This window comes from Kitasatospora sp. NPDC088264 (genome assembly GCF_040685715.1).
Taxonomy (GTDB): domain Bacteria; phylum Actinomycetota; class Actinomycetes; order Streptomycetales; family Streptomycetaceae; genus Kitasatospora.
Genome location: NZ_JBFBIR010000003.1, coordinates 67,657 through 81,094 on the forward strand (window position 1 = coordinate 67,657; position 13,438 = coordinate 81,094).

Annotated in this window: 19 protein-coding genes and 1 tRNA gene; 3 read left to right on the forward strand and 17 right to left on the reverse strand. The window is 71.4% G+C overall.

Annotated features, from left to right (window positions below; all coding sequences use genetic code 11):
* Positions 1–12: 12 nt before the first annotated feature.
* Positions 13–501: a YajQ family cyclic di-GMP-binding protein gene (locus AB0O82_RS03865; RefSeq protein WP_063348915.1), complete on the reverse strand. Its 489-nt coding sequence runs from the start codon at positions 499–501 to the stop codon at positions 13–15.
* 216 nt (positions 502–717) lie between these two features.
* On the opposite strand from AB0O82_RS03865, the gene AB0O82_RS03870 reads away from it, so the two are divergent.
* Positions 718–798: transfer RNA gene (locus tag AB0O82_RS03870), tRNA-Tyr, on the forward strand.
* Positions 799–951: 153 nt separating this feature from the next.
* Here the strand turns inward: AB0O82_RS03870 and AB0O82_RS03875 are convergent.
* The 16 genes from AB0O82_RS03875 to AB0O82_RS03950 form a co-directional block, all read right to left on the reverse strand.
* Positions 952–2,343 carry a site-specific integrase gene (locus AB0O82_RS03875; protein WP_363579992.1) on the reverse strand — a complete coding sequence of 464 codons (1,392 nt, stop codon included), beginning with the start codon at positions 2,341–2,343 and terminating at the stop codon, positions 952–954.
* 45 nt (positions 2,344–2,388) lie between these two features.
* Positions 2,389–3,165, reverse strand: a complete 777-nt coding sequence (locus tag AB0O82_RS03880) for a mucin-2 (RefSeq protein WP_363579994.1) — start codon at positions 3,163–3,165, stop codon at positions 2,389–2,391.
* A gap of 108 nt (positions 3,166–3,273) precedes the next feature.
* The gene (locus tag AB0O82_RS03885) at positions 3,274–3,429 is read right to left on the reverse strand and encodes a hypothetical protein (protein ID WP_363579996.1); all 156 of its coding nucleotides are present in this window, start codon (positions 3,427–3,429) and stop codon (positions 3,274–3,276) included.
* 66 nt (positions 3,430–3,495) lie between these two features.
* Complete coding sequence (locus tag AB0O82_RS03890) at positions 3,496–3,681, reverse strand: helix-turn-helix domain-containing protein (RefSeq protein ID WP_363579998.1); 186 nt, start codon at positions 3,679–3,681, stop codon at positions 3,496–3,498.
* 306 nt (positions 3,682–3,987) lie between these two features.
* On the reverse strand, positions 3,988–4,380 hold the full coding sequence (locus tag AB0O82_RS03895; RefSeq protein WP_363580000.1) for a hypothetical protein: 393 nt from the start codon (positions 4,378–4,380) through the stop codon (positions 3,988–3,990).
* A 67-nt stretch (positions 4,381–4,447) separates the two neighbouring features.
* Positions 4,448–6,421 carry a DUF3987 domain-containing protein gene (locus AB0O82_RS03900; protein WP_363580002.1) on the reverse strand — a complete coding sequence of 658 codons (1,974 nt, stop codon included), beginning with the start codon at positions 6,419–6,421 and terminating at the stop codon, positions 4,448–4,450.
* Positions 6,418–6,705 (reverse strand): hypothetical protein, encoded by a 288-nt coding sequence (locus AB0O82_RS03905; RefSeq protein WP_363580004.1) that lies wholly within the window; start codon positions 6,703–6,705, stop codon positions 6,418–6,420. Before AB0O82_RS03905 ends, AB0O82_RS03900 begins: the two co-directional genes overlap by 4 nt.
* 101 nt (positions 6,706–6,806) lie before the next feature.
* Positions 6,807–6,962, reverse strand: a complete 156-nt coding sequence (locus tag AB0O82_RS03910; protein WP_363580006.1) for a hypothetical protein — start codon at positions 6,960–6,962, stop codon at positions 6,807–6,809.
* A gap of 148 nt (positions 6,963–7,110) precedes the next feature.
* Entirely contained in the window at positions 7,111–7,755 is a 645-nt protein-coding gene (locus AB0O82_RS03915; RefSeq protein WP_363580008.1) for a hypothetical protein, read from the reverse strand.
* Complete coding sequence (locus AB0O82_RS03920) at positions 7,755–8,189, reverse strand: hypothetical protein (RefSeq protein ID WP_363580010.1); 435 nt, start codon at positions 8,187–8,189, stop codon at positions 7,755–7,757. Before AB0O82_RS03920 ends, AB0O82_RS03915 begins: the two co-directional genes overlap by 1 nt.
* A 15-nt stretch (positions 8,190–8,204) precedes the next feature.
* Entirely contained in the window at positions 8,205–8,888 is a 684-nt protein-coding gene (locus tag AB0O82_RS03925; protein WP_363580012.1) for a hypothetical protein, read from the reverse strand.
* A gap of 147 nt (positions 8,889–9,035) precedes the next feature.
* Positions 9,036–9,209 carry a hypothetical protein gene (locus tag AB0O82_RS03930; RefSeq protein WP_363580014.1) on the reverse strand — a complete coding sequence of 58 codons (174 nt, stop codon included), beginning with the start codon at positions 9,207–9,209 and terminating at the stop codon, positions 9,036–9,038.
* Positions 9,209–9,454 (reverse strand): hypothetical protein, encoded by a 246-nt coding sequence (locus AB0O82_RS03935; protein WP_363580016.1) that lies wholly within the window; start codon positions 9,452–9,454, stop codon positions 9,209–9,211. Before AB0O82_RS03935 ends, AB0O82_RS03930 begins: the two co-directional genes overlap by 1 nt.
* Positions 9,451–9,573 (reverse strand): hypothetical protein, encoded by a 123-nt coding sequence (locus AB0O82_RS03940; RefSeq protein ID WP_363580018.1) that lies wholly within the window; start codon positions 9,571–9,573, stop codon positions 9,451–9,453. The genes AB0O82_RS03935 and AB0O82_RS03940 overlap by 4 nt, the downstream gene beginning before the upstream one ends.
* A gap of 47 nt (positions 9,574–9,620) precedes the next feature.
* On the reverse strand, positions 9,621–11,003 hold the full coding sequence (locus AB0O82_RS03945; protein WP_363580020.1) for a DUF2637 domain-containing protein: 1,383 nt from the start codon (positions 11,001–11,003) through the stop codon (positions 9,621–9,623).
* Between the two features lie 98 nt (positions 11,004–11,101).
* Positions 11,102–11,323 carry a hypothetical protein gene (locus tag AB0O82_RS03950; RefSeq protein WP_363580022.1) on the reverse strand — a complete coding sequence of 74 codons (222 nt, stop codon included), beginning with the start codon at positions 11,321–11,323 and terminating at the stop codon, positions 11,102–11,104.
* Between the two features lie 520 nt (positions 11,324–11,843).
* Here AB0O82_RS03950 and AB0O82_RS03955 point away from each other — a divergent pair.
* Positions 11,844–12,692, forward strand: a complete 849-nt coding sequence (locus tag AB0O82_RS03955; protein ID WP_363580024.1) for a GntR family transcriptional regulator — start codon at positions 11,844–11,846, stop codon at positions 12,690–12,692.
* Positions 12,689–13,375, forward strand: a complete 687-nt coding sequence (locus AB0O82_RS03960; protein ID WP_363580026.1) for an HAD-IA family hydrolase — start codon at positions 12,689–12,691, stop codon at positions 13,373–13,375. Before AB0O82_RS03955 ends, AB0O82_RS03960 begins: the two co-directional genes overlap by 4 nt.
* Positions 13,376–13,438: the final 63 nt, after the last annotated feature.

Consider the following 13,438-nt stretch of genomic DNA (forward strand, 5'->3'; position numbering starts at 1 on the left):
ACCCTCCGGGGGTCAGCGGTAGTTCACGTACTGGATCGCGAAGTCCAGGTCCTTGCCCTTGAGCAGTGCCTGTACGGTCTGCAGGTCGTCGCGGCTCTTCGAGCTGACCCGCAGCTCGTCGCCCTGGACCTGCGCCTTGACGCCCTTCGGGCCCTCGTCGCGGATGATCTTCGCGACCTTCTTGGCATCCTCCGTGGAGATGCCCTCCTTGATGTCCGCGAAGATCTTGTACTCCTTGCCGGACAGCTGCGGCTCGCCGGCGTCCAGGGCCTTGAGCGACAGTCCGCGCTTGATGAACTTGCCCTGTAGGACGTCCAGGATGGCCTTCACGCGCTCCTCGCCGTTGGCCTTCATCTCGATCTTCTCGCCGGAGCGGCTGATCTCGCCGCCGACGCCCTTGAAGTCGAAACGGGTGGCGATCTCACGGGAGGTCTGGTTGATCGCGTTGTCGACCTCCTGCCACTCGACCTTCGAGACGATGTCGAAACTGGAGTCGGCCATGGGTGTTGGTCTCCTTGATGTTCTGGCTTCACTGGCACGGCCTGCCCCACCGGGCGTCCGCCTCCCCAGCCTATCCAGCGGTACCCCGCCCCCGCCCCCGACAGCCACGCCGTGGCCCTTGATCATCACGTGACCTATCGAGTGGCGGAGCACCCCCTGGCATCAGGTATTGTTTACGACGTCGAACGGGGCGGACGCCCCGGGGGACAAGATCCTGGCTGGTTGCCCGAGCGGCCAAAGGGAGCAGACTGTAAATCTGCCGCGTAAGCTACGCAGGTTCGAACCCTGCACCAGCCACAGGGATACGAAAGAGCCCCTGATCAGCGGAAACGCTGATCAGGGGCTCTTTCGCTGTACTCGAACACTCAGCTAGATCGGGTGCTCGTTATGGGTGGTTTGTCTCACCTGGTTCCGCCTGAATCCCGGCCCTGACCAGGGCATCCGGACCAGCTACGGACCAGAATCCGGGGTCGGCGGCGCCGGACGGTTGCGGTTAAGCCGCTTCGAGATCAGCTCGTTCGCGTACTCGACGGTGCCGTGCAGACACTTCGCGTAGACCCGCAGCAGGACGGCCACACTGTGCCCCGCCCGCCGGGCGACCTCCGTCGGGTCGACCCCGGAGTTCAACCCGAGCGAGATCCCGGCGTGCCGCAGGTCGTACGGCCGCTTGCCGAGCTTCGTCGCGCAGTCGGCCGGCGACAGCACCTCCGTACGGGCCCGCTGCCAGACGACCCCGTACCCGCTCTCCTGCACCATCCCGCCCCGGGAGGTCCGGAACAGCCGCCCGTCCGGCGCGGCGCCGAAGGCGGCGACGTGCTCCCGCAGGATCGCCACCAGCTCGGGCGGGATCGGCACGCGGCGGGTCGCCTTCTCGGCCCGGTGCTTCAACCCGCGCTTGTCGTGCGACGTCCCGTCGTCCGTCCATGACGACCCGACCCGCGGCCGCGTCTCGTCCAGCACCACGTACCCCCACCCCTCGACCGGGAGGTGGCAGCGCGCGAGCGTGAGGAACACGGCTTCGGCGGGCCGAAGCCACCCGTAGTAGAGGCAAGCGAAGAAGGCCCGGAGGTGGGCCCCGCGCTTCCCCTGCCGTCCGGCCGCCGCGATGAGCGCGGCGGCCTGGTCCTCGTTGACCACCACACCGGGGTCAACCTCCTCCTCGGCCTCCGGCGGCTGCCACTGGACGGTCGGAAGGGGGTTGGCGGCCAGGAAGCCCTCCTCCACGGCGTAGCCGAAGAGGTGTCCCAGGATGCGGCGCTTGCGCAGGATGACGGACGGGGCCGCCTTCTTGCCGTCGAGCTTCACCGCGAGGGCGTTCAGCAACCGGCGCACCATCGGCGGCTCCTCGAAGGCGGAGACCGCCACGGACTGCTTCTGCACCCACGCCAACGCCTTGGCCCACTCCGCCGGCGGCTCCTCCGCCCACGCGTTGACGTTGAACGCCCAGCTGTAGAGCGCCCGTCGGACAAGCCGCTTGTCCGGCATCCCAGCCTTCGACTTCACCAACTCGAAGGTGACGGTGGCGAGGGCGTCCGCCCATGTCGTACGGGTCTTGGCCGGAGCCCCTTCCCACCGGGCCTCGACGTATCGCCGGCCGAGCTCGTACCAGGTGATCTGCTTCTCCTTGCGCAGCTCGGAGAGCGGCAGGCCCCGGTCGACGTCGAACGGCTGCCCGTCGCGGAGGGCGGAGATCAGCTCGGACTTCCGGCCGTCGGCGGCGGTCTTGGTCAGGAAGGACTCGGAGAACTCCTTTCCGGCGACGGTCCAGCGGACCATCCAGGGCGCCCGGCGGTCCGGGCGGTGCCGGTGGTCCCAGAACTTCACCTTGTAGGAGGTGGCCATCAGGCGGCCGCCCCAAGGTCGTTGGTCATGCGGTGCCTCTCCGGATCAGCCGTTGAAGTGGAGATCGACGACCACGACGGTGGCGTTGTCGGCTCCGGCGGGGTCGGCCTCCACGGCGAGGTCGGTGAGGCGCCGGGCGACGATTGCGGGTGCCCCGGTGAGGACGGGAGCCGGAAGGTCGGGCCCGCTGCGGTGCCGGTGGGAGCCGTCCGCGCTGGGCGAGGGCAGGGCGTCGGCGTTCTCGTGCGGCAGGTAGGCGCCGTCCGAAGCGAGCACCAGCCGCCGGGGGCGAGCGTAGGGCGAGAAGTGCACGCCACCGGCCTCGACGACGCCGGTGAGGAAGCACAGTGACGACGTCAGGTGGTCGTGCGCGTCGGGCTCGGGTTCGCGTCCCTCACGGCGCTGCCGGGTGGCCTCGTTGTGGTCGGTGGTGAGGAGGCGGGCGCGGCCGTTCTCAGCGAGGTAGGCGCGGCAGTCTCCGGCCCAGGCGAGGTGCAGGGCGCCGAGGGGGTCGAGGACGGCGACGATTGCGGCGGCGTCCGGCGGCCAGTCGGTCGGGTAGTCCAGGGTGGCTCGTTCGGCGTGGAGGACGGGCCGGATCTGCTGGATTGCGGCGCGGGGGTCGCCGAGGCGGGCCGCCCTCTGGGCGAGCGCGGGGGCGGCGGTGCGGACCCAGGCGGCGGTGTGGACGCGGTCGCCGATGCCGTCGAGCAGGACCCACGCCCGGTGTCCGGTGTTGGGGTCGTGGTGGTGGGCGGTGGCGTCGGCCTGGTGGTTGCGGCTCCCGATGTGCTGGGAGGTCGTGTGGCGGGTTGTGAACACCGGTGGTGTCTCCTTGTGCCGGTGGGCTGGACGGTCCAGCTCCCCTCACCACCCACCCGCGAGGGTGGGTGGATCGGGCAACCGCCGTACGGGCGGCACGGGCAGGCGTCAGTCCGGCTGGCCGGTCTGGTGGACGACGTAGCCGGGGCAGTACGAGTCGTCGCAGTCGCAGCCGCCGCACTCGTTGCAGATCTCTTCGCCGCACTCCTCGCACCACTCGTGGCCGGTGCAGTACTCGGACGCGCAGTCGTCGCAGTAGGACATGGGGCCTCTCCGGTCAGGCGGCCCGGCGCGGGCCCGCGCCGGGGAACTGGGGGATGGCGGCGGGCATCAGGCGGCGACCTCGCAGGCGTCGAGCCACGCGTTCAGGTCGGCCCGGTCGATCCGGACCTGGCCGTTGGGGAGCTTGATGAGGCGCGGGGCCTTGCCCCGGGCGCGCAGGCGGTAGAAGGCGGCGCGGGACATGCCGAGTTCGGCGAGCACGACGGGGAGCTTGAGCAGTTCGCGCTTGGGCATGGCGAAATCTCCTGCTGGGGTGTGAGTGAAGGTCGCGAAGCCGTGCGGGCCCTCTCGCCGACGGACGCGGAGGGCGGCGAGCGTCAGGGGAGTCAGGGGAACTCACTGACCTGCGGAGATGGCGCCTGCCGACGCGTCAGGGGTTGTCAGGGCTGTCAGGGGATCTCGGTTATCCCTGACAGCCCTGACGTTCCCTGACAGGGCGTCCGGCGGCGTTGTGGCTGGTCAGGGCTTTGCCCTGACACCCCTGACGGTCACGTGATCGTTTCCGTGGGGCTGTGTCCTCTGGCGGGTGATTCTGACCGGTCAGGGCAGGTAGGGGTACAGCTCCACCTTGTCCGCTTCGACGCCGATCTCCACCCAGACGCTGCTGGCGGGCGGTGGCGGTGAGCCGACCTCGAACAGCACCAGCGAGTCACCCAACTCAAGGACAGCGGCGCCGTCTTCGGCGAGCTGGAGCCGTCCTCGCAGGACGACCTGGTCGGCCTCCTCGCGCACTCCCGGTTCGGCGAGTGCGGCCGCCCGCGTGTTGTGACCCCAGAGGAGGTCCACGTCGACGGTCCATTCGATGTGGTGCTGGCCAACCGCGTCGTCCGGGCTGCCCCGCCACACCGCCATGGCGCTGCCGATGGGCGTGTGGACCCGAACCATCGGCAACTCCGACGGGCCCAGCGGCAGCAACTCGGTACGCACCAGCACACCCCGATCATCCACCACCGGGGCGATGCCGCTGAGGGCAGGGCGGTCAAGATCTCTTGGCAATCGGTCAAGAGCACTCGTCGGAGGACAAGCTGCTCGCGGCCGGGCGGACGCGGTAGGTGACGGCCTGCGGGCGGCCTCGCTGGCCGGCTGTCGGAGGCTGGTCGGCGCGGAGCCAGCCGTGCTGTTCGAGCAGCTGCAGCGCGGGCTCGACGTCGGCGACCTTCTTGAAGCGGCGGCTGCTGGCGACGGCGTCGTGGGCCTTGATGTGGGTGCGGTGGGTGCCGTCCTTCTTCGGCCGCTGGAGCCACTGGAGGAGCAGGTGGGCGTCCTCGGTGGCGGGGTCGGCGGCGATTAGGTCGAAGACGGCGAGGGTGTGGGCGGTGTAGTACTCCGCGATCTCGGCGGCGCGCTCGACGAAGGCGGCCTCGACGGGCGCGCGCCAGTCGCCGGCGCCATGGTCGGCGAGGTGGAGCAGGACCGCGATCCGGGCGATGTGGCCGACGAGTTTGCCCGCCCAGTCCTTGATGTGGGCGAGTGGCTCGTCCGGCCGGAGCTGGACCTCGAACTTCTCCTGCAGCTTCTCCACGGCCAGGTCGGCGGCCTCGGTCAGCTTCACAGTGACCGGCTCGTCGAGGCCGGTGAGGGCCCGCAGGAGCGTGGAGAGGCGGCCGTCGTAGGCGGCGGCGACGGCGTCGGGCACCGGGGTCGTACGGATCTTGCGGTAGCCGAGGTTGGACGGCGGGAGGGAGTAGAGGAACCGGGCCAGCAGCCCCCGGTCCCGGGCCCCGGGAGCGGCGCCCAGCTCCTGGAGGACGGTGGGCTGCGGCGTCACACCGATGGTGAGCGCGGGCTTGTCGACGGTCGGCTGTTCGCGGGTGATCCGGTCGGCCTGGAGTCGCTCGCCCTTGTGCGCCTGGAGGAACACCCCGAGGTTGGGCTTGCTGCTGTAGCGGCCCACGATGCTGTCGAACAGGTCGCCCTCCGGCGAGAGCGCGGCCAGGCAGCGGTGCACGCCGAGCTGGTGGGTGACGGTCTCGGGGGTGATGTCCCCGGACAGGGTCAGCCGCGGGCTCGGGGGGACGGCGATCTCGTCCGCCAGCATCCGGGCGGCGGAGATCTCGGCGACCAGGTGGGCGCGATCGAGGTCCGGGTTCTTGCGGGCCTTCGCCATGAGCGCCTCGACCTCGGCGAGCGCGGCCTCCTTGGCGGTCTCGGCCTCGATGATCCGGGCGCGGGCCTCGGCCCGGAGCTCGTCCTCGATCCGGTAGACCGGTGCGGTCATGAACGCGAAGACATCGGACTTCCGGCTGGCGGGCGGCATCGCGCACACCAGGTAGAGGTTCGACTGCTCACGCCAGCCGGGCCGGATCTCCACGTTCACCCGCCCGCCGGCGGCGGTCGACAGCGCGGCCAGGGCCATGGTAGCGGCCATGTCGGGCGGGGTCTGCGTGAACTCGGCGACTGCCTCCACGTACGCGCCGACCCACTTCGGGAGCGCGTGCACAGGGAAGCCCGGGAGCGCGCCATGGGAGCCGAGGGGAACGGGGTCGAGCCAGGTCTCGCCCGACGCGAGGTCCGCGAGGGCGGACAACGCGGCGGTGCGGACGGCCTCCAGGTCGGTCTGGTCGTCGCCGGCCATGTGGGCCAGGCGGCTGGTGGCGGTGTTGATGCGGCGCCGTTCGGCGGCCACGCGCACGATCTCGGCGTAGTACTCGCCGTTGGCGGAGGTGGGAGTGGCTTCGATGCAGGCGTGCAGGTAGCCGGGGCCGCCGACGCGGACCAAGTCGCCCTGGGCGCGCAGGACTTCGGCCAGCAGCATCGGGTCCACCGGCCGGTCCCCGCCGGCCATGCGGGTGATGGCGCGCCAGATCGTCTCGTGCGCGGGGTGGTAGAAGGCGCCGGGGTCGCCGAGCTGGGCGGCGAGCACGGGGACCTGGACGGGGTCGAGCAGGGCGGCGCCGATGACGGCCTGCTCGGCAGCCTTCACCTCGGAGGGCTCCGGCCGGAACGGGATCACGTTCGGGGCGTACTCGCTCACCGCTCCTCCCCGTTGGGCACCTGGTGGCGGTCGAGCCAGGCGAACGCGGGGGTGGTCTGGGCGCGGTGGCGGACCTCGATGGCAGCGTCGGGGACGCTGCCGGGGAGGACGTGGGGGCCGATGAGGCTGGCGTACAGGCGGGCTCCGTGGTGCACGCAGGCCTCGGCGGAGTCGCTGTGGCGGTCGAGGACGGTCACGGCGTCGCACGGGCCCTCGCAGGGGCTGGCGTCGTCGACGTGGGCGGCCTCGCAGCGGGGCTGCGGGAAGGTGGTGTTTCCAGGCATGCTGGAGTCCTCTGGTCTCTGAGAGGGGATCGGATTGGCCCCGCAGCAACCGCTGTCACCCGGCAAGGTCGACGGTTGCTGTGGGGCTTCGTGCTGGGCGGTCAGGACAGAGCGCGGGGGTGGGTGTGCATCCGGTCGTCAGCGCAGTCCTCGGCCCAGTACTGATGGGTCCAGCAGGTGCGACGGTCGTCGGCGTGCATGCCGGCGTCCTCGGCGTCGTCGTCCTCGGCAAGGGCGGCGGCGAGGTTCGGGTCCATTCCGTTCTCCTTGAACAGGCAGGCGGAGAGGGGGGTAGGGCAGTAGGTAGGAGCCGGTAGGGAAGGCGGTAGGCGTGCGCTGACCTGCGGTTCCTACCGCCCTACCGGCGTCCAGGAGTGGGCGGCGAGCGGGGCCGGGGGAGCGGGGTCACGCAGCCTTCTGGGCCACCGTCGGGACGGTGCCGGGGGCGCTCTCCGGGAGGGCGTCCAGCAGCACCGCGAGGCGGTTGCGCTGACGCCCGTTGAAGGTGAGCTTCTTGCCCTCGACCAGGGCCACCCCCAGGTCCTCCAAGTGGGCCTTCAGATCGGGGACCTTCCAGCCGCCGAAGAGGGCCCGCGCCTGGCCCTCCTTCAGGACGTGGGAGAGGTGGGCGGCGGTGCCCTGGTCGGACATGCCGGCGACGTACCGGATGAGGGCGAACAGATCGGCGTCAACGGGGGCGTCCTGCAACTCGTCACCCTGGTCCTCGCCGTCGTCCGGTCCGGCCTCGGTGGAGACGTCGGCGAGCGCCTGGTCGTCGACGGCCGAGTCGGCGTCAGGGGAGGCGTTGCCCACCACGACCGCCACGACGACCCACAGCACCAGGGCGACGGTGATCACGGTCGGTGCGTACCGGGCGGCGGGGCGGGCCAGCGCGGGGGAGAGGAACGCCAACACGGCGACAGCTACCCCGACTTGCTGCTTGGTGAGTCGTACCTTCCCGATGTGCGGCCGGACAGTCCGGATGATCCGGCGGTTGCCCGCCCCGAACGCGGTGAGGCTCACACCTTCGAGGTACCGGTGCAGCTTCATCAGGCACCGACCAGGCCCTTGAGGACGGAGCCGATCACGGTCAGCGGCAGTGCCCAGATCCCACCGGCGGCGGCGTAGACGGAGGGCACCGTCGAGGCGAGGATGCTGTCCTTCCAGGGGCCCGGCTTGGTTCCGAACAGGACGAGGGTCAGGACGGCGGCGACCGCACCCGCGCCGACGTTGCCGAACGCCTGGCTCTGCGAGGTGAAGGCGTGGGTCAGCGCGTCGCCGACCGTGCCCGGGGCGCTGAACGCCTGGCCGGCGCCCGCCGCGAAGATCCCGAAGACGATCATCAGCCAGGCGGTGTGCTCGTCCTTGTGCTTCTTGGCGAGCTTGCCCTGCTTGTCGGCCTTGCGGCTGCCGAGGATGATCCACACGGCGATGGCCAGGCAGAGACCGCCGGAGCCGAACGAGCCGAGCAACTGGGTGTCCATGGTGGGCTCCTGGGGTCAGTGGTGGCTGGTCGAGAGGAGGGTGATCAGCGGGGCCAGCCCGAGCGCTCCGACCAGGGCGGAGGCGAGCGGCACCCGGACGAGGACCAGGACGGTCAAGGCGCCGGCGCCCCGGACCTCGGACACCCGGACTTGGCCCCACCCGCGCATCCGCAGGTCGAAGAACCAGGCACCGCCGGCGGCGAGCGCGGCGACGGCGATGGGCACGTGGGCGACCAGCTGGACGGCGCCGACGCTGTAACCGACCACGGCGGAGGCGGTGGTGAGGATGCACCAGCGTCGGAACCGGCGGGCGCGCTCGGACTGCGGCTGGCGCCAGGCCGCAGAGGCCTGACGGCGTACGGCGAGCCGCTCGGACCGGTGCCGGGCCTCGCGCTGGGCGGGGGTCTCGCCCTGCCGCTCGTGCCAGTCCTCGCGCTCGGCGCGCATCCGCTCGGCGCGCTCCTCCGGCGTCTCGCTGATCAGCAGGCCGAGGCGCTCGACGACGTCGTTCAGGTCGTAGGCCGGAGTCGTGCGGGGCTGCTCGTCGGCGTCGTCCTCGGCGTCGTCGAGGTCCTCGGCCTGGTCCCCGTCCTTGTGGAGGACGGGGACGGCGCCGACGGCGCGCTGCTTCGGCGGCCAACTCCTGCGCCACCACTCGACGACCTCGGTCGCGTCCGGCTGGGGCGGGGGAACGGTCACCGGTACCACCCCCGGCGGGCAAACTCCTGCAGGGCCCAGAGGCCGATCCCGGCGTCGGCCAGGATCAGCAGCAGAACCAGGTACATCACTGTGTTCTCCGTTGGCAGATCGGGGGCCCGGCCACGTGGGGCCGGGCCCCACGGCGGGTCAGGAGGAGCGCCGCGAACCGTCCGACGCCCGCCACCAGTTCGTGATGGAGCGGCTGGTGGGGAGCGCGTCGATCGCGGCGTGCCCGGCGCGGTCGGCCTCGCGGACCGCCTTCGCCCGGCGCTGCTGGCGGGACGGCGGCTGGGCGGGCTGCTTCTTGCCGATGCCGAACATCAGGAGTCCGCTCCGATCCGGCCAACGAGGACGAACGGGTCGCCGTCCACCTCGCAGATCGCGCGGAACTGGGCGGGCCGCTGCCCGTCGCTGGAGGCGTCGGAGACCTCCAGACGGCGGCACCACGACTCGCGGGCCAGGCCGCTGACCTCGTCGATCGTCAGCGGGTCGGCCAGGCGGTACGCGAGGCCGCCGCCGTCGAGCCGGGCGATGCCCAGCCCGGGCACGTCCTTGTGCGGGTTCATCGGGCACCGTCCTTGGCCTCGGAGAGGCGGGCGAGCAGGCGAGCGGCGGCGCCGGCGGCGCGGGCGCGGTCCTCGCTGGTGATCGGGGGGATGGGGAGTGCGGCCTTGGTCAGGGCCATGACACTGCCTTCCATGTGGCGGGGTGGAGCTGAGGAATTCGAGCTGGTCAGGCAGCGCTCAGGGCGTAACCGGAGGCGAGCAGCTCGGCGGCCTCGGCGCGGCGTCCGGAGGCGGTGGCGAGGGAGACGTCGAGGGCGTCAGCGATGGACTGGAGGGTGACGGCCTCGGGGTTCCCGCCGGCCGCGAGGATCATCCGGGCGACCCGGCGGGTCGCCCGGGCGGCGGGCGTCAGCTTCGCCGAGTCCTCCGCTTCGACCGCGCGGAGTTCGGTTTCAGCAGCCCGCGCGCGGGTTTCAGCGGCACGCAACCGGGCCGCCTCGGTGGCCTCCCCGGCGTCGGCCCGGGCGCGCTGAGCGGCCTGCTCGTCCTCGGCCTGGGCCCGCTCGACGGCCGCCGTCTCGCGGTCCGTTTCAGCGGCGCGGCGCCGGGTTGCAGCGGCGGTCTGCTCCGTTTCAGCGGCAGCCCGATCGGTTTCAGCGGCGCGGCGCCGGGCTTCGGCGGCGTCCTGCTCGGCAGCGGCGGCGGCCAGTTCCTCCGTCGCCTGGTCGAGCCGCTCAGCGGCCTCAGCCTCCCGGCCGGCGGCGAGCGTACGGGCCTGAGCCTGGGCGCGGGCGGCGGCCGTCTCGGCGCCGACCTCGTATTCGGCGGCCTCGATGCGGCCTGCCGTACGCAGGCTGGAGATCCGGGCGTCCGCAGCTCGGGCCTCCGCCCGTGCGCTGGCCTCGGCCTCGAAGGAGGCCATGCGCTCGGCTCGGCGCCGAGCTTTCTCCTCAGCCTCCATCGGCAGGGCCAGGGCCTCGTCCACGGAGAGCCCGAAGCGCTCCATCGTGAGCGGAAGCCGCTGGTCAGCGGGGGCTTTCAGTGCGTCGCCCCCGTGCTGACGCTCCAGCATGACCCGGTACATGAGCCGCTCGCGCTCCAGCTCCACCGCGCGGTCGTAGGAGGCGATGCCGTTCAGCCGCATCCGCCGGTACATCAGGAAAGACGGCCACGGGGCCAGCAGCCAGCGGTGCACCGGTACGCCGTCGCGCTGGTGTCCGGCCTCGGTCCGGGTGATCCGGATGACCAGGCGCCGCCCGGCCTCGACGGCTGCGACGAACATCACCGGGATCACGGCGTGCAGGGCGGAGCCGGTCGGATCGGCGGTGATCGGGCCGTTGGAGGCGGCGTTGAAGTAGATCGTCGCGCTGGTGAAGCCGTGGGCCAGCAGCCGCAGCAGCGGCCACGGGGTGCGCTGGCGGATCAGGTAGAGGTCCAGGGCGAGGAGGACCACGATTCCGGCGTCCAGCCCGATCGGGTAGACGTGGCTGAAGTCCCCGAAGCCGTGCCTGAAACCGAGCTTCACCAGGGCCGAGTACGAGCCGGTGAAGCCGATCCCGGCCAGCACCATGCCACCCACGAGGGCGAGCACCGCCAGCCCGATCAGCACCGGACTGGACGTCGGAGACGATGTGGTTGAAGCAGCCGCCCGCGTGGTTGAAGCGGTGGCGGCCGGGGCCGAAACTCCCGCCGGCGCGGCCATCGTCGTCACGCGGCCACCCGCTCGAAGCGCGCCGTGCGGCGGACGACCACCGGGCGCCGCAGCGGCACCGGCGCCACGCTCAGCAGCTGCTCGGCGTAGGCGGCGAGCACCGGGTCCTCGCGGCGGAGGTCCGCCAGGACGTCGCCCGCGGCGTCCGTACGGACCTCTCGCTCGATCTCGCTTTCGCCGACCACCCCGGTGAACAGCCGGCTGAAATCCGACTCCACACCGAGTGTAAGATCGGCGAACTCGCCCTCCGTCAGGGCGGTTTGACCTGCAACAATCGACCTCACGGGTCTACCTCGTTTCTCGTCGGGAGGGGCCCGGGGCCGCCGCGCGCCCGGCCAAGGAATGCGCGGCGGCCCGCTCGACGGGCCCGAGGACAGCAGCGGCCGGCGCGCGATGCGCGGCGTGCTGCACGTGGACGGGGAGGGAGTCGCACCCTCACCCCCGCAGGAGCCCACTTCGGGCCGTCCGCTCGGTCTGCCTCCGCCTCTCCCCAGACACCTCCTATCGCGGGGTTCTCGGCGGGACCTATGGAGTTGTGAAGGAACGAGCGCTGCCTTCGGGGGGCTGTCACCCCACCCCTCCGGGCGCGTTTGCGCAGCTCAGAGCAGCCCAAAGAAGACCCCTCTGCGTCACCCCTGTCTCACTCGGTGCGACACTCACAACATAGGCAACCTGCCTAGGCAGGTCAAGAGGGTTGGGTTTCTCGCCCCTCTTGGGTGTCTGCCCTAGCATGGGGAGATGGCCTTGGACCCGGATGACTCACGCCCCCCGTATCAGCAGGTCGGCAGCATCCTGCGGGCCTCGATCCTCACCAAGAAGCCGGGCTTCGAGACCGGTGACAAGCTCCCTTCCGGCCCCGAACTGGCGAAGCACTTCGGCGTGGCGCGCGGCACGGTGGACAAGGCGCTCGACCTGCTCCGCACCGAGGGGCTGATCGTCACCCGCCAGGGGAGCGGCTCTTTCGTGCGCGAGCGCACCTCCCGCCCGGTCGGGCTGCGGCCGCACCTGGAAGCGGCCTTCGAGCAGCAGCAGGTGACGCTCGACTTCGCCGGCTTCTCCAGCGAGACGCTCCACAACGCGCTCCAGGAGCCGCTGGACAAGGTCCGCTCCGGCCGGCTGGCGCCCGAATCCATCACGGTCCGCTTGCTGCTGCCGGACACCACGGCACCGATGGCCGTGCCGGTCCTGGTCGACGGCCTCCAGGATGAGGCGGCCCTCCGCCAGCGCGCCCGCAACATCGCCCTGACGAACGCCGGCGGGATCGCCCACTCGGTGGAGATGCTGGCCGAGCTGGGCCTGGTCCAGAAGGCGAGCGTCCAGGTCAAGGTCCACCGGGCGTCCAGCCTGTTCAAGCTCTACATCCTGAACCGGTCGGAGGCGTTCTTCGGCTTCTACCCGCTCCGCGAGCGCACCGTGACGATCGACGACGCCGCCCACACCTTCTACGACGTGACCGGCAAGGACACCACTCTGTTCCACCACGCCGCCGGCCCGGACGACGCCTCGCTCGGATCGCAGTACGTCCAGCAGGCCCAGATGTGGTTCGACAGCGTGTGGAGCACGATCGCCTACGAGCGGCAGCCATGACGGCCACCCCTCAGCAACTCGCCGACGTGCTGCGGCCGGTGAAGCACGTGCTCCTCGACTTCGACGGCCCGGTGTGCTCGGTCTTCGCCGGCTTCCCCGCTCCGGAGGTCGCGCGTCGGCTCCGTGAGGGCTTGCTCGCCACCGGCGAGCAAGCCCCGGCCGGGGTGGAGGAGGAGAACGACCCGCTCGCCCTGCTCCGGCTGGTCGCGGACGCTCGCCCCGACCTCACGGCGAGCACGGACATCGCGCTGGCCATGCTGGAGACCGAAGCTGTCCGGGTCGCTCGCCCGACCCCAGGCGGCGAATCGGTTCTGCACGCTGCTGCCCTCTCCGGTCGGCTGGTCTCGGTGGTCAGTAACAACGCGGGCGCGGCCATCGAGGCTTACCTCGCCGCTCATGGCCTCAGCCACTACGTGGCCAGCGTCTTCGGACGCGCCCCGGGCGACCCCTCGTCCATGAAGCCGAACCCGCGCCTCCTGCTCGAAGCGATGGAAGCCGCGGGTGCCGGGCCGGAGCACTGCATCTTCATCGGCGACGCGGCCCGCGACGTCGAGGCCGGGGAGGCCGCCGGTATCCCGACGATCGGCTACGCCAACAAGTCGGGGAAGGGGATCAAGCTGGCCGCCGCCGGCGCAGTGGTGATCGTGGACTCGATGCAGCTCATCGCCGATGCCCTCGTCTGAGCGGCGATGTTGGCTCGTCCTTCGCCTGACTCCCGGAAATGAGGCAAGCAAGCCTGGATCAGG